This window comes from Streptomyces sp. NBC_01077 (assembly GCF_045162855.1).
Taxonomy (GTDB): Bacteria; Actinomycetota; Actinomycetes; order Streptomycetales; family Streptomycetaceae; genus Streptomyces.
The window spans coordinates 4838333-4853919 of sequence record NZ_CP108669.1; the positions used below are offsets into that span (position 1 = coordinate 4838333).

The window sequence follows — 15587 nt, forward strand, 5'->3', positions numbered from 1 at the left end:
GGACATGGAGAACGAGGAGATCCTGGACGACATCGGCGCCCTCGTCGAGGAGGAACGCGCCCTACGCCAGCGCACGGGCGGCCTCCTCCCCGAGGAACGCGCCCGCCTGTCGGAACTGGAGGTCCGCCTGGACCAGTGCTGGGACCTGCTGCGGCAGCGCCGCGCGAAGGCCGAATTCGGCGAGGACCCGGACACGGCGACGGTCCGGCCGGCCACAGAAGTCGAGTCCTACCGCAACTGACCGGGGACCGGGCCCGCGCGGACGGGCACGCGCCCGTGCGGACCACCGGCCGCAGGCCTCAGGCCCCGGCCAGTACGTTGGCCCCATGGCGCGTCCCTCCAGTTCCACCCGGCTCTCCCCGCCCGCCTGGCTGACCGCCGGGTTCAAGCCCGCGCCCGCGCCGATCCCCTGGGCCGCCGTCGGACGCGCCGCCGTCGCGCTCTCCGTGCCGCTCGCCGTCGGGCTGGCCGTCGGGCAGCCCGCCTATGGGGCGCTCGTCTCCATGGGGGCGCTCTCCGGGGTCATCGGCGACACCGCCGACGCCTATCGGATGCGGATCTTCAACATCGCCGTGCCGCAGCTGTTCGGGGCCGTCGGAGTCACCCTCGGGACCGTCGTCTTCGGGCACGGGTGGGTCGCCGTCGCCGTGCTCACGTTCGTCGCGCTCGTCTCCGGGATGATCTCCTCGATCGGGGCCGTCGCCTCCGTCTCCGGGCTGCTTCTGCTCCTCAACGCCGTGGTGGGGGCGGGGCTCCCGATGCCCGATCCCTGGTGGAAGGCGCCGCTCCTGCTCACCCTCGGCGGGCTCTTCGTCCTTCTCCTCTCCCTCCTCGGCTGGCCGCTGCGCGGCGCCGCCCCCGAGCGCGCCGCCGTCGCCGCCACCTACCGCGCCGTGGCCGGGCTCTACGGAGCCACCGGCAGCGCCGCGTACGACGAGAAGCGGCAGGCGGTCACCGCCTCGCTCAACCAGTCCTACGACCTCGTCCTCGCCCGCCGTGCCCGCCAGCACGGCCGCGCGCCCTCCCTCGTCCGGCTGCTCGCCCAGCTGAACGTCGTCATCCCGCTCGTCGAGGCCGCCCCCGCCGCCCACCTCCGCGCCCAGCTCCACGGCCCGCTGTCCGCCACGATCCCCGCGGCCGTACGCGAGCTCGCCGACGCCGTCGAGGAGGGCCGGACCGGGGCACCCGTACTCGATCTGCCGGCCCCCGAGCGGCCTTCCGAGAAGGCCGTCGACCATGCCCTGCGGTACGCCGCCGCCGTCGTCCACAAGGCCGAGCCCGACGCTTACAACGTCGACGACCGGCTCGGCCGCCCCGCCGCGCTCCGGGTGCGCGCCCGCCGGGCCACCCGTGCCGTCCTGTTCTCCGAGGCGTCCTGGCGGTACGGGCTCCGCCTCGCCCTCTGCATCGGGCTCGCGCAGGCGCTCGTCTCGCTGATCGCCGTCCCCCGCTCGTACTGGGTCGCGCTCACCGTCACCTTCGTCATGAAGCCCGACTTCGGCTCGGTCTTCTCCCGCGCCGTGCTCCGCGCCTTCGGTACCGCCGCCGGGCTCCTCCTCGCCGCCCTCGTCCTCGCCGAAGTCCCGCGGGGCTGGTGGGACGTGCCCGTGATGTGCGTGCTCGCCGCTCTCATCCCGGCGTTCTCCGCGAAGGGGTACGCCTTCCAGACCGCGGCCATCACCCCGGTGATCCTGCTGCTCTCCGACACCCTCAACCAGCAGGGTTTCGACCTGGTCATGCCCCGCCTGTACGACTCCCTCATCGGCTGCGGCATCGCGCTGATCGCCGGCTATCTCCTCTGGCCCGAGTCCTGGCACACCCGGATCGGCGACCGGCTCGCGGACGCCGTCGCCGACACCGCCGCCTATGTGGCCTGCGCCTTCACCGGGGATGCCGACGATCAGGGCGGGCGGTTGCGCGCCCGGCGCACGCTCTACCGCGATCTCTCCACCGTCCGTTCCGAGTTCCAGCGCGCCCTCACCGAACCGCCGCCCACCGGTACCCGCGCCGCCGCCTGGTGGCCGCTCGTCGTCGCCGTCGAACGGATCGTGGACGCGACGACAGCCGCCCGGATCCGGGTCGACCACGGCGCGCCCGACCCCGACCCGGCCGAGGTCGCCGCCGTCGAGCGGGAGCTCCGCGAACTCGCCGAGGGAATCCGCGCGTCGGAGACCCTCGTGGAGGTCCGCACCGACCTTCCCGGCGACGAGAACGGAGTCCTCGCACCCCTCCGTCAGGAGGTCCGCGCCGCCCGCGCCATCGCCGGTCCCGACCTGCGGTAAACCTTCCCCGGGGGGCGTACGGGAGGACTTACCGGCGGTCACGGAACGGAACCTTCCCCACCGCCGTTACCGGAAGCCACCCGGGCGACTACGATGCGCTCGAAATCACCGTGATCCGCGCCCGCCGCCGTCGGCAACCGGCCCGGCGGACGGGCCACTTCGACCTGCCTCACCCCCCGCGCCCCGAGGACCCCGCCATGCGCACCACCACGAACAGAGGGCTCCAGCCCAATGTCCTCGGCACCTTCGACACGATCGTGATGGCCGTCGCCGGCAGCGCCCCCGCCTACTCGATGGCCGCGACCACCGCCGTTCTCTTCGGAGCCGTCGGCTACGCGGGGCCCGCCGCCCTGCTCTACTGCGCGATACCGATGTTCGGCATCGTCCTCGCGTACGCCCGCCTCGGGCGGATCGACGTCAACGCCGGTGCCGGCTACTCCTGGGTGGGCCGCACCCTCCACCCCTTCCTCGGCTTCCTCTCCGGCTGGGCCCTCGTCTTCGCCGCCACCGTCTTCATGGTGGCCGGCTCGCTGCCCGCCGGCTCCCTCACGCTCGCCCTGATCGACCAGGACCTCGCCGACAGCACCCCGCTCGCGGCGGCCGTCGGCGCCGGCTGGTTCCTGATGATGCTGCTCGTGGTCCTGGGCGGCGCCCGGCTGACCGTACGGGCCCAGCTGATCATGTCCGGGGTCGAGATGCTGATCCTCGTCGGCTTCGTCCTGGCCGCCGTGGCACACCGGGGGCGGGCCACCGCCTTCGACTGGTCCTGGTTCGGATTCGGCCAGTTCGACGGGCCTGAGGGCTTCGCCGCCGGCGCGCTGATCGCCGCGTTCTACTACTGGGGCTGGGACGTCACCAGCAACCTCAGCGAGGAGACCCGGAACAGCCGCCGCACCGCCGGACTCGCCGCGCTCGTCGGTGTCGCCTTCGTCTTCCTCCTCTTCGTCGCCGTCACCGTCGTCGTCAACGTCCTGCTGACCGCCGAGGAGATCCGTACCGCGGGACCCAACGTCCTCGCCGTCATCGGCCAGGAGGTCTGGCCCGGCATCGGCGGCAAAATCCTCGTCTGCGCCGTCCTCCTGTCCACGGTCGCCACTCTGGAGACCACCCTCCTCCAGGTCACCCGCTCGCTCTTCGCGATGGGCCGCGACCGGACCCTGCCGGTCGCGCTCGGGACCGTGCACCGCCGCTGGAACACCCCGTGGGTCGCGATCGTCGCCGTCGGCGGCGCCGCCCTGCTGATGTTCGCGGCCGCCGCGGCCGCCGGCTCCGTGCAGCAGATCCTCAGCGACGCCGTCTCCGCGATCGGACTGCAGATCGCCTTCTACTACGGCCTCGCGGGCATCGCCGCCGTCGTCGCGTACAAGTCGGTCCTCCTCCGCTCCGTACGGAACCTGCTGCTCGGCGGTCTCTGGCCGTTGCTCGGCTCCGCGTTCATGCTCTGGACCTTCGTCGAATCGCTCGGCGAACTCTCCACCACCGCCCTCACGATCGGCCTCGGCGGCCTCCTCCTCGGCGTCGTCCCGCTCCTCGTGTACTGGCGGAAGGGCAGCGACTACTACCGCCCGGCCCGCCTGGACGCGGCCCGCGCGATGGCGGCCTCGGAGGGCTCGGGACCGGCCACGCACGCGCACAAGGGCGCCAGGGACAAGAGCTACGCGACGGACTTCTGACGGCGAGTACGAGTCAAACGCCGACCGACCGCAACGCCCGACCCGCGCACGCCATCTGACGCAGAGAACGAGCGCACCACGCACCACCCCCCGCACGCCCACGACTTCTGACGGCAGCCGAACCCGAAGGAGGCCCCCGATGGCCGTACGCCGCCGCTCCACGCGCTCGGGACGTCCGGAGCGCTTCGTGCCCGACTTCGACCCGGACTTCGGGGACCGCGCGCTGACCGAGGCGCGCCACGACATCGTCATCGGCCGCTGGCAGGGCGTACGGGACCTGCTCGCCGCCACCGGTGACCACTGGGCGCGCCGCACCCACCGGCTGCGGCTCCTCTCGCACGCCGCCGCCGGCAGCTCCACCGTGGAGACCTGGCGGGCCGCCGAGCCGGGCAACCCCGACGCGGCCGTGCTGCGGGCGGCGACCGAGGTGGTACGGGTCTTCGACGCGGCCATCGCGGCGGGCCGGGGCGCCGCCGTCGAGCGGGGCCGGATCGACGCCGCCGTCGACGCCTGCCGGGGCGCGGCCGAGGCGGCCCCCGCCGACCCGATGCCGTGGGTGTCGCTGCTTTCGGTGGCCCGGCTGTACGAGGGCGGGGTGCCGCGCCGTGAACTGCGGCACTGGTTCGACGAGTTGCGGCGCCGGGACCCGTACAACACGGAGGGGCACATCCAGGTGCTGCGCTACTGGTCGGCGCGGTGGCACGGCACGCACGGCAGCATGTACGACTTCGCCCGCGACGCGGCGGGCGTGGCGCCGCCCGGCTCGCCGCTGCCCGTGCTCGTCCAGGTGGCCCGGGTCGAGGAGTACCGGTACATCGCGGACGGGGCGCTCGGGCGGGGCCCGGTGCGCGGCTTCGACCAGCACTGGAAGCACGAGCTGGCGGTGACGGAACTGCGACGCACGCACGCGCGGTGGATCGGCGGCCGGGAGCCCGGAGCACCGGTCGCACCGGAGGAGGTCGGGGACCTCCACTTCCTGGTGCACGCGGCCTGTTACGCGGGCCAGGTGGAGATCGCCCGGGAGTTGCTCGGGCTGCTGGGCACGCGGGCGGCGTGGGTGCCGTGGGCGTACACGGGGGACCCGGAGGAGCAGTTCGTACGGTTCAGGGAGGGCCTGGGGGTGGAGTGAGGCCCGGGGGTGGGATGAGGCCCGGGGGTGGAGTGAGGCCCGGGGGTGGGATGAGGCCCGGGGGGGGAGTGAGGCTCTCCACCCCCGGGCTCCGGTGGTGCTAGATGCCGATGTCGCGGCCGTCCGTGCGCCAGACGGCGACGACCGACGGGCGGACGATCTTGCCGGGCCCGTCGGGCCACTCCGACTTCGGGTTCTCGACGGAGGCGCCGTCGATCTCGCCCGGGTGCTGCACCGCCACCAGGACGCGGCGGTCCTGGATGATCGGGCCGCAGGTCTCGGCGCCCTTGGGCACGGTCAGGAACTGCTTGAGCTCACCGCGGCGCTCGCCCTGCGTGGCGACGCCGAACAGGCCGTCGTGCGAGCCGAGCTGGGCGCCGTCCGTGGAGATCCACAGGTTGCCGTGCGGGTCGAAGGCCACGTTGTCCGGGCAGGAGATCTGGGAGACCTTGTCCTTGGGGTAGCCCGCGAAGTAGGTGGCCGGGTCGTTCGGGTCGCCGGCGACGAGGAAGAGACGCCAGGCGAAACCGTCGGAGGACGGGTCGTCCCAGTTCTCGGCCAGTTCGAGGATCTGCCCGTGCTTGTTGAGGTTGCGCGGGTTGGCCTCGTCGGCGGGGGCCTTGCCGGCCTTGCCGCGGTCGGTGTTGTTGGTGAGCGCGACGTAGACGCGACCGGTGCGCGGGGACGGCTCGACGTCCTCGGGGCGGTCCATCTTCGTGGCGCCGACCTTGTCACCGGCGAGGCGGGTGAAGACGTACACCTCTTCGGCGGTCATGCCGGGGACGTGCGAGACGTCGCCGGTGGCGAGCGGGATCCACACGCCGGAGCCGTCGAACTCGCCGTCGGCGGGGTGCTTGCCGGTGCCGTCGATCTCGGCGGCCGGGGAGTCGCCGGTCAGCTTGGCGACGTACAGGGTGCCCTCGTCGAGCAGGGTGAGGTTGTGCTCGCGGGCGGCCCGCGAGTTCCCCTTCTTCATCCGCTTCGAGGAGACGAACTTGTAGAAGTAGTCGAAACGCTCGTCGTCGCCCATGTAGACGACCGGGCGGCCGTCGTCGGTGAGACGGGGCTGCGCGGCCTCGTGCTTGAAGCGGCCGAGCGCGGTGCGCTTGCGGGGCGTGGAGTCGGGGTCGTACGGGTCGAGCTCGACGACCCAGCCGAAGCGGTGGACCTCGTTCGGCTCCTGCTTGAGGTCGAAACGCCGGTCGAACCGCTCCCACTTGCGCTCGGTGGCACCGGTGCCGACGCCGTAGCGCTTGTCCGTGGCGCTGGAACCGTTGGCGAAGTACTGGTTGAAGTTCTCCTCGCCGTGGAGGGTGGTGCCCCACGGGGTGGTGCCGCCGGCGCAGTTGTTGAGCGTGCCGAGGACGGTACGGCCCTCGGGGTCGGCCGAGGTCTTCAGCAGGGCACTGCCGGCGGCGGGGCCGGTCACCTCGAACTCGCTCGTCGTGTGGAGACGACGGTTGAGGTGGTGGCGGGAGACCGGGGCGAGCCTGCCCGTGCGGTGCTCCTCCTGGACGACGACGACCGAGAGGCCGTGCGCGGCCCAGGCGATCTCGACCTGCTCGCGGGTGGGGTTGGCGGCGTCGTAACCGCGGAACATCAGGACTTCGTCGGTGTACTCGTGGTTGGCGACGAGGACCTGGCGGCCGTGCTCCCCGCGCAGCGGCAGCAGGGAGAGGAAGTCGTTGTTGTAACCGAACTGGCCGGCCTGGGCCTTCGCCGTCTGCTTCTCGGAGTCGAAGGCCGGGGTGCCGCGGAGGATCGGCTCACCCCAGCGGATGACGACGTTCTGCGAGTAGCCGGAGGGGACGCTGACCTGGTCGGCGGTGTTGGGCGCGACCGGGGTGAAGCGGAGACCGCGGGCGCCGTCGGCCTTGCCGTGACCGTGGCCGTGGCCGTGACCCGTGCCGGACTTCTGGGTCAGGGCTTCGGCGGCGGGCGCGTTGCCGAGGGTCAGGGCGCCGCCGGCGGCGGAGGCGACGGTCACGACTGCGGCGGCACGCAGGGCCGAACGGCGGGAGAGCACACCGGCTATGACGTCGCCGGCGTACTCGTTGTCGCTGGTGTTGGGCACCTCGTGGAAGCAGGCGTCCCCACAGCGGTAACGGCAGGTGAGAGCGGAACGCCCGCCTCCGTGGGGGTTCGTGCTCAGCAGCGGCAGCAGTTTGCGCACTTCGTCCTCCTCCGGCGCACACTGCGCCGACATGGTGTCGGGTAGTCCTTCGGCGGCGACGCTATGTGCGCACATCTGCACAGGGACTGCGACGGAGTGAACGCCGAATGAATGCACGGCAACCGGGGGCGACCGGGTCACCGAGGAGGGGAGGGGTGGCCGCTAACCTTACGTGTCCGCCCTGGCCAGGGATGAACGTCCCGAAACGCCCAGTACGGACATTCACACGCACCCCACTCATGCGAAAGGGTTCGCCCATGGGTATTCGGAGCATGCTGCGCAAGGTCTTCGGCCGGGACCGCGAGGAATCCCCGGCGACCTCCGTCGTCCCGCCCCAGACGCGTGAGACCACGTCGACGGCGACGGCGAAGTCGACGGCCTCGGTCACGGCTGCGGCTGCGGCGTCCGGGTCGACGTCCAAGGCCAAGGCCACGGCCTCGTCCACGTCCACGGACACCTCGGATGCGGTGGCGCGCCGCGCGGCGGACGACTTGGTGGCGGCGTCGTTCGACAACCCGCAGATCCCGCGGGCCCGCGCGAAGACGCCGACGGCGGGGACGGGGACGGAGGCGCCGAAGGCCGCTGTTGCGGCGGAGCCGGCTGAGGCTCCTGTCGCGGCTGAGGCGGAGGCGCCTGCTGCCGTGGTGGAGACACCTGCCGTAGAGGAGACGCCTGCCGTTGAGGCGGAGGCTCCTGCTGCGGCTGAGGCAGAGGCTGTGGAGACGTCCGAGGCGGGTGCCGACGAGTCGGCTGCCACTGCGGAGACCACGCCGGCGGAAGCGGCCGCTGACACGGAGCCGGAGCTGGAGCCGGAGACGGAGGCGGCCGAGCCGCAGGCCGTGGACTCGGCGGAGACGCCGGTCGCCGAGGAGCCGGCCGAGGCCGACGAGGCGGAGACGGAGACGGAGACGGAGACGACCGCCACGGCCGAAGCCGACGCGTCGGAGCCGGAGACTGTTGAGCCCGCCACGGCGGAGTCGGACGCCGTCGAGCCCGTCGCCGAAGCCACCGCCGTCGAGGCGGAGGCTCCCACCGCGGAGGCCGACGCCGCCCCGCAGGAGCAGGACGTGGAGCCCGAGGCCGTCACGGCCGAGCCGGAGGCGGACGCCACCGAGCCGCAGGCCGACGAGGCCGCCACCGCCACTGAGTCGGAGGCCGTCGTCGAGGCGCCCGCCCCGGAGCCGGAGCCGGAGCCGGAGGCCGAGGCCGAGGCCGTCGTAGCCGCTGCGGAGCCGGAGCCCGAGGCCGTCGTCGAGGCGCCCGCCCCGGAGCCGGAGCCGGAGCCGGAGGCCGAGGCCGAGGCCGTCGTAGCCGCTGCGGAGCCGGAGGCGACCGTCACCTCCACCGCGCCGAAGGCCACCGTTGTCCTTCCCGCGCATCTGACCGACGCCCACACCGCCGCCGGAGCGCAGCTCGCCGCGCAGGGGCTCGACGGGGCCCGGGCCGCCGTGTACCTCGTCGTCGACCGGTCCGGGTCGATGCGCGGGTACTTCAAGGACGGCTCCGTGCAGCGGCTCGCCGAGCAGGTCACCGCGCTCGCGGCGCACCTCGACGAGGACGCCACCGTCACGACCGTGTTCTTCTCCACGGACATCGACGGCACCGTCGACCTGACTCCGGCCAGCCTCACCCCCACCCACGTGGAGGAGGTCAACGCCGGGCTCGGCCGCCTGGGCCGTACCAACTACCACCGTGCCGTGGAGGAGGTCCTCGCCCACCACGAGAAGGCCGACCCGACCCGTACCGCGCTGGTCGTCTTCCAGACGGACGGCGCGCCGGAGTCGAAGACCGCTGCGACCCAGGCCCTGGCCGAGGCGGCGGAGCGTCCGCTGCACTGGCGGTTCGTGGCCTGGGGCGAGGAGGACAACAAGGCCTTCGACTACCTCCGTAAGCTCGACGGCACTCCCCGTACCGGCACGTACTTCGCGGGCGCGACGCCCGTGGAGACGGCTCACCCGGACTTCTACCGCGGGCTGCTCGCCGACCTGAGGTTCTGATCCGAGGCCGTGGTGGCGGTGACCGGCAGGGTCACCGTCACCACCAGGCCGCCGCCCTCCCCCGCGTCCCGCGCCACCGCGCCCACGCTTCCCCCGTGCGCCGCCGCGATCGACCGCACGATGGACAGTCCGAGCCCCGCGCCCGGCCCCATCCGGTCCCGGCCCTCGCCCCGCCGGAAGGGTTCGAAGAGGCCGGCCACCTCATCGGGCGGGACGACCGGCCCGGTGTTGGTCACCGTCAGGACGCCGCCCTCGGCCCGTACCTCCACGGTTCCGCCCGGCACGTTGTACGCGACGGCGTTCGCGACGAGATTCCGTACGAGCTGTCCGAGCAGCACCCGGCTGCCCCGTACGACACCGCCGTCCGCCACCACGCACGCGCCCGCGTGCTCCTCCTCGACGACCTCGCCCAGCGGCACGTCGTCCCGTTCGGCGAGCCCGCGCTCGCTGCGGGCGAGGAGCAGCAGTCCGTCGATGAGGCGTTCGCTGCGCCGGTTGGCGTCGAGCAGCACCTGTCGTACGTCGCAGTCGTCGTCGAGGCCGACCTGGATCGCGACGCGCTGGGTGGCGAGCGGGGTGCGCAGTTCGTGGGAGGCGTTGGCGATGAACCGGCGCTGGCTGTCGAAGGCGGTCTCCAGGCGTCCGAGCAGCGCGTCGATGGTGTCGCCGAGTTCCTTGAGCTCGTCGTCGGGCCCGCTGACCGCGATCCGGTCGTGCAGGTTGCGTTCGGAGAGGCGCCGGGCGCGTGCGGTCATCTCGTGCACGGGCCGCAGGACGCGCCCGGCGGTCCACCAGCCCACGAAGACGGCGCAGCAGGCCATGACGAGGAGGGCGAGGCCCGACCACATGAGCATCTGTTCACCGGCGGCGCGGCTGATGTCGTCACCCAGCTCGTACGCCTCCACCACCGCCACCCCGTTCGCGCGCGCCACGATCGCGTCCGCCTCGTCGTCCGTCCCGGCGAGGACCAGCAGGTTCACGACGAGCAGCAGCACCGTGCCGAGCACGAGGAAGGCACCCCCGTACACGAGCGCGATGCGGGTCCGGATGGTGGACCCGGACCCCAGATAGCCACGGGTCACAGCTGGTACCCCACGCCCTGCACCGTCCTGATCAGCGCCGGCTCGCCCACTTTCGCGCGCAGCTTGCTCATGCAGACGCGTACGGCTCCGGTGAAGGGGTCGGCGTGGGCGTCCCAGGCGCGGTCGAGGAGCTCCTCGGCGGAGACGGCCGCCCCGTCGGCCTCCAGGAGGATCTGGAGGACGGAGAACTCCTTCGGGGAGAGGTCGAGGTCCCGCCCGTCACGGGTGGCGGTCCGCCGCACGGTGTCCATGCGGAGCCCGTACCGCTCCAGGAGCGGGGGCAGCGGCGCCCGGGCGGAGCGGCGTCGCAGGGCGCGGACCCGGGAGACCAGCTCGGGGAACTCGAAGGGCTTGCCGAGGTAGTCGTCGGCGCCCAGGTCGAGCCCGGTGACGCGGTCCTCGGTGGCGGTGGCGGCGGTCAGCATGAGGATGCGGGTCGGGGAGCCCTCGGCGACGAGCCGCCGGGCGACGTCGTCGCCGTGGACGCGCGGCAGGTCGCGGTCGAGGACGAGGACGTCGTACGGGTGAAGGTCCAGGTGTTCGAGGGCGGCGTCGCCGCTGTGGACGGTGTCGACGGCGAAGCCGGCCCGTCGCAGTCCGGTGGCGACGAGCTCGGCGAGGACCCGCTCGTCCTCGGCTACCAGTACACGCATGGGCCTCATCCTCCCGCGCGCCTGTTCCCGGACGGCCGGGCCCCCTGTTCCCGACGGCCGGACCTCCGGTTCGCGAGGGAGGGCCCCTGGTCCCGACGGCCGGGCCCCTGGTCATCGATGTGAGTGGATCTTCGTACGCCCGTTAGGATTTCGACCATGGCGGCCACTGGATCCGAGAAGCAGGGGGCGAAGGCGTTCTACGTCACGACCCCCATTTACTACGTCAACGACGCTCCTCACCTGGGCCACGCCTATACGACCGTCGCAGGCGACGTGCTCACGCGCTGGCACCGTCAGCGCGGCGAGAAGGTGTGGTACCTCACCGGCACGGACGAGCACGGTCAGAAGATCATGCGCACGGCCGAGGCGAACAACGTCACGCCCCAGGCCTGGTGCGACAAGCTCGTCGAGGAGGCCTGGAAGCCCCTCTGGGAGCACCTGAACATCGCGAACGACGACTTCATCCGCACCACGCAGAAGCGTCACACCGACCGCGTCCAGGAGTTCGTGCAGGACCTGTACGACAAGGACGAGATCTACAAGGGCGGCTACGAGGGCCCGTACTGCGTGGGCTGCGAGGAGTACAAGCTCCCCGGCGACCTCATCGAGGCCGAGGACGGCACGAAGCTGTGCGCCGTCCACAAGAAGCCGGTGGAGATCCTCAAGGAGGAGAACTACTTCTTCAAGCTGAGCGAGTACGGCCCGAAGCTCCTGGAGTTCTACGAGGCGAACCCGGGCTTCATCCAGCCGGAGTCGGCCCGCAACGAGGTCGTGAACTTCGTCAAGCAGGGCCTGGAGGACCTCTCCATCTCGCGCTCGACGTTCGACTGGGGCGTCCCGGTGCCGTGGGACGAGAAGCACGTCATCTACGTGTGGATCGACGCGCTGCTCAACTACGCGACGGCCGTCGGCTACAACGAGAACCCGGCGAAGTTCGACGAGACCTTCCCGGCGAACGTGCACCTCATCGGCAAGGACATCCTGCGCTTCCACGCGGTGATCTGGCCGGCGATGCTGATGGCGCAGGGCCTGCCGATCCCCGGCCGGGTGGCCGCGAACGGCTGGCTGATGGTCGGCGGCGAGAAGATGTCGAAGTCGAACCTGACCGGCATCAAGCCGCAGGACCTGACCTCGCACTTCGGCGTGGACGCGTACCGCTGGTACTTCCTGCGGGCCATCGCGTTCGGCCAGGACGGCTCGTTCTCGTGGGAGGACTTCTCCGCCCGCTACACGTCCGAGCTGGCCAACGACTACGGCAACCTCGCCTCGCGCGTCGCGGCCATGGTCGGCAAGTACTTCGACGGCGCGCTGCCGGCCTCGACGGCCGACGGTGACGCGGAGAAGGCGATCCAGGACGGCCTCGCCAAGGCCGTCGCGACCGCCGACGCGAAGATCGGCGAGGAGCTCGACTTCCAGGCCGGCATCCTGGCGATCTTCGACTTCGTGAAGCAGGTCAACGGCTACATCACGGAGCAGGAGCCGTGGAAGGTGGCCAAGGACGAGTCCGAGGAGGGCAAGGCCCGCCTCGCGACCATCCTCTACACGGCCGCCGAGTCGCTCCGCGCCGTCGCCGTCCTGCTGAACCCGATCATGCCGGAGACCTCGCAGGCCCTCTGGGACTCGCTGGGTGCCGAGGCGTCCCTGGGCGCGCTGGCCTCCCAGCCGGTCCAGTCCTCCGCCACGTGGGGACAGCTCCCCGCGGGCGCGACGGTGACGAAGGGCGCGGTGCTGTTCCCGCGCCTGGAGGAGCCGAAGAAGGACTGACGACGCCCCTGTCCTACGGCGAAAGGCCGCCGCCCCCGGAGAGGGGGCGGCGGCCTTCGTCGTACGTCCTCACGCCAGGGCGAGGGCGGCGACGGCGGGCGCCATGTAGACGAGCGGGAAGGGCACGTGGCCGTACGAGCGGGCCCGGAGCACGGTGATCACGGCCCCGGCGAAGTACAGGATCAGCCCGATCGCGGCGAGGGTCCCGACGACGGGCACGAAGAACCCCGCGACCAGCCCCACGGCGCCGGCGGCCTTGGCGGCCCCGAGCCAGTTCCACCAGGCCTGCGGCACCCCGTACTGGGCGAGGGGCTCGACGACGAACTTCGCCCGGAAGAAGATCGAGGCCCCGGAGAACCCGGCCATGAACGCGGCGACGGCGGTGACGACGACAGCGGTGGTGGACATCTCGGTGAACATCGCGACGGCTCCTTCAGCCTCTCCCGTGTCCGCCTCGACCGAGCCGGACACAGCACTGACGGAGCGGGGCCGAGGAGTGTGACGGCCCGCGCGAAAAACTTCAGTGGACCCAGTTCTTCAACGGTTCCGTGTTCAGCTCCATCCCCACCGGCTCCGGCGGAGTGACCGTCTTGCCGAAGGGCACGGTCGCCACCATTTCGTACCGTTCCCCGTCCGGCTGGGAATGGACCTTGACCTCGCACGTGGTCCTGTCGACCAGCAGGTACACGGGGATACCGGTCTCGGCGTAGGCACGCGGTTTCACGACGCGGTCGCGGTGACCGGTGTCCGAGTCGCCAGAGGTGACTTCGACGACCATCAGGACGCCGTCGGCACTCGCCCACTCACCCTGGCCGACGAAAACTCCAGGCGCAGAGATTCGTCCACACGTTCGCCAAGACGAGCGAGCTCTTCGAACCCTTCCTGAGTCAGGACGCTCACGGCAGACTCCTCCCGAATCGGTGACCCAGCCCCGCGTGACCGGGTTCGTTGCTGTCGCCATGACCGTCTCCGTGGCATATGCCAACGAGCTGGGATCCGGGAATCCTCAGCCTTCACCCCTGTGGGTGACACAGCCGACCCACAGGACGACCCGAGGAAATGCCCAGGTCCGGTGCCTAGCGTGCGCGGCATGATCGTGACACGTGAGGACGAGGGGCTGGCCCGGGCCGCTGTGGAAGGGCTGCTGGCCGGGGTGGAGTTGACGCCCAAGCCGGGGCTGCCGGATGCGCGGGAGGCTGACCTGTCGAGGCTGCGGTGGTCCGCGCGGGCGCTGGAGCCGGGGCTCGCCGCGATGGCGGCGGCCGCGCGGCGGAGCGGGGAGCCAGGGAAGGGACTTCGGGGCGAGCTCGGGGCGGTCGGGCGGTCCACCGAGCGGGCCATGGCGCGGGCGGACGGCGGCGCGGGCTTCCACCACGGGGCCGTGTGGCCGCTGGGGCTACTGGTGGCGGGCGCCGCGCTCGCGCCGGGTGGAGCCGTGGAGGAGATCACCGGGCTCGCGGGGCGGATCGCGACCCATTCGGACGGCCGGGCTCCGCGCGTGGCCACCCCCGGCTCGGCCGTCTCCGTCCGGTACGGCGCCGCCGGTGCGAAGGGCGAGGCGCGGGCCGGGTTCCCGCACGTACGAAGGGCGTCGGCAGCCCTCCGTACCGCCCGCGACGCCGGAGCGCGCGAGCCCGAGGCCCGTCTGAACGCCCTGCTCGCGGTGATGACCACGCTCCAGGACACCGGCCTGCTGCACGCGGCCGGCCCGCACGGCCTGCGGGAGGTCCAGGACGGAGCCCGGGAGGTCCTGGCGGGCCGCCTGCCGCTCGACGCTTTCGACCTGCGACTACGGGAACGAGGCCTGCGCCCGAGGGGCAGCGGCCATCTGCTGGCCGCTGCCCTGTTCCTGGACGGCCTCCGCTAGGTGGAGGTACCCGTGTGGGTCTCGTCCGGGTCGACGCCCAGGGTCAGCGTGGCGACGACCCCCTTCGCGATCCTCCCCTTCGGGTACTTGAGGGTGAGCAGACCGCCCTCGGCGCCGTTGCCGGGGTAGATGGTGTCGTCGTCGAGGGTCGTGCGTTCGGTGGTGCTGGTGGAGTACGGGGCGACCTCGGCGGAGTCCAGAACGGCGGTCTCGGCGAAGAAGAGCTGGCCGGTGTGGCAGGTGTGACCGCCTTCGTAACCGGACGCCGTCATCTTTCCGCCGACGTGCACCTTGGTGTGGATGTGCACGCAGCGCCCCCGGTACCAGCCGGGGAACACGGTCCGGAACTCCACGTACCCGTGCTTGTCGGTGAGCTGGGTGCCGCGCAGGTACCGCTTGTCGTCGGTGGGCTCCTCGTGCCCGCCGCCACCGCCGCCGCCGGGGCCGCCGGTGGGGGGAGTACCGGTGGGCGCGTCGGTGGGCGGCGTACCGGTAGGGGGAGTACCGGTGGGGGCGTCGGTCGGAGGAGTACCGCCGCCGGGACCACCGGGACCGCCCGAACTGAGGCTCTCGTAGCCGGAGTAGATGCCGAGCGCGTCGCAGTGCCAGACATCGACGGCGACGTTCCGCAGGGGCTTGCAGGTGTCGGAGTCGACGACCTTGAGCCGCAGGGTCATCGGAATGCCCTCACGGTCCTCGGTGATGTCCCTGCGGATCTCGTCGGCGTCGATGTAGTACGGGCCTTCGGTGGTCTCGGAGGTCAGCCGGTAACAGGCCTCACCGGCCGTCGGCTTCGCGGCCGGCTTCTTCCCGGCCGCGCCGCCTGCCGAGGCGGTGGAGACGACCCCGACGCCGATCCCCGCCGCGACCACGACCCCACCACCCGCGACCAGGGCCCGCCGCCGGGTCATGTCCCGCCTGTGCTTCTGGTTTTCGCTCATGGGCGAGGACCCTAGGAACCGCGCCT

At 72.1% G+C, this 15587-nt stretch carries 12 protein-coding genes and 1 pseudogene; 7 read left to right on the plus strand and 6 right to left on the minus strand.

Features of this window, described 5'->3' with window-relative positions; all coding sequences use genetic code 11:
• The first annotated feature begins 4 nt into the window (after positions 1-4).
• From OG462_RS21745 to OG462_RS21760, 4 genes are all read left to right on the plus strand, one after another.
• Complete coding sequence (locus OG462_RS21745) at positions 5-241, plus strand: DUF2630 family protein (protein WP_073908441.1); 237 nt, start codon at positions 5-7, stop codon at positions 239-241.
• An 85-nt stretch (positions 242-326) separates the two neighbouring features.
• On the plus strand, positions 327-2282 hold the full coding sequence (locus OG462_RS21750; RefSeq protein ID WP_406059909.1) for an FUSC family protein: 1956 nt from the start codon (positions 327-329) through the stop codon (positions 2280-2282).
• 197 nt (positions 2283-2479) lie between these two features.
• Positions 2480-3955: an APC family permease gene (locus OG462_RS21755; RefSeq protein WP_406059911.1), complete on the plus strand. Its 1476-nt coding sequence runs from the start codon at positions 2480-2482 to the stop codon at positions 3953-3955.
• A gap of 139 nt (positions 3956-4094) precedes the next feature.
• Positions 4095-5084 carry a hypothetical protein gene (locus OG462_RS21760; protein ID WP_406059913.1) on the plus strand — a complete coding sequence of 330 codons (990 nt, stop codon included), beginning with the start codon at positions 4095-4097 and terminating at the stop codon, positions 5082-5084.
• A gap of 100 nt (positions 5085-5184) precedes the next feature.
• Here OG462_RS21760 and OG462_RS21765 read toward each other — a convergent pair whose 3' ends face one another.
• Positions 5185-7257: a PhoX family protein gene (locus OG462_RS21765; protein WP_406066648.1), complete on the minus strand. Its 2073-nt coding sequence runs from the start codon at positions 7255-7257 to the stop codon at positions 5185-5187.
• Positions 7258-7514: 257 nt separating this feature from the next.
• Between OG462_RS21765 and OG462_RS21770 the strand changes: the two genes are divergently transcribed.
• Positions 7515-9254, plus strand: a complete 1740-nt coding sequence (locus OG462_RS21770) for a VWA domain-containing protein (RefSeq protein WP_406059915.1) — start codon at positions 7515-7517, stop codon at positions 9252-9254.
• On the opposite strand, the gene OG462_RS21775 is transcribed toward OG462_RS21770, so the two are convergent.
• Positions 9221-10336 (minus strand): sensor histidine kinase, encoded by a 1116-nt coding sequence (locus OG462_RS21775; RefSeq protein ID WP_406059917.1) that lies wholly within the window; start codon positions 10334-10336, stop codon positions 9221-9223. The two genes, OG462_RS21770 and OG462_RS21775, sit on opposite strands and share 34 nt — an antisense overlap.
• The gene (locus OG462_RS21780; RefSeq protein ID WP_406059919.1) at positions 10333-10989 is read right to left on the minus strand and encodes a response regulator transcription factor; all 657 of its coding nucleotides are present in this window, start codon (positions 10987-10989) and stop codon (positions 10333-10335) included. The genes OG462_RS21775 and OG462_RS21780 overlap by 4 nt, the downstream gene beginning before the upstream one ends.
• Positions 10990-11145: 156 nt before the next feature.
• Between OG462_RS21780 and metG the strand changes: the two genes are divergently transcribed.
• Positions 11146-12753: a methionine--tRNA ligase gene (metG, locus tag OG462_RS21785; RefSeq protein ID WP_406059921.1), complete on the plus strand. Its 1608-nt coding sequence runs from the start codon at positions 11146-11148 to the stop codon at positions 12751-12753.
• 69 nt (positions 12754-12822) lie between these two features.
• Here the strand turns inward: metG and OG462_RS21790 are convergent, their stop codons facing one another.
• On the minus strand, positions 12823-13173 hold the full coding sequence (locus OG462_RS21790) for a DoxX family protein (protein WP_406059923.1): 351 nt from the start codon (positions 13171-13173) through the stop codon (positions 12823-12825).
• A gap of 100 nt (positions 13174-13273) precedes the next feature.
• Positions 13274-13576 (minus strand): annotated as a pseudogene (locus tag OG462_RS21795) (Uma2 family endonuclease); the annotation flags it as partial.
• Positions 13577-13843: 267 nt separating this feature from the next.
• Between OG462_RS21795 and OG462_RS21800 the strand changes: the two are divergent.
• Entirely contained in the window at positions 13844-14620 is a 777-nt protein-coding gene (locus tag OG462_RS21800; protein WP_406059925.1) for a triphosphoribosyl-dephospho-CoA synthase, read from the plus strand.
• Here OG462_RS21800 and OG462_RS21805 read toward each other — a convergent pair.
• Complete coding sequence (locus tag OG462_RS21805; RefSeq protein ID WP_406059927.1) at positions 14617-15561, minus strand: intradiol ring-cleavage dioxygenase; 945 nt, start codon at positions 15559-15561, stop codon at positions 14617-14619. The genes OG462_RS21800 and OG462_RS21805 overlap by 4 nt on opposite strands.
• Positions 15562-15587 lie beyond the last annotated feature (26 nt).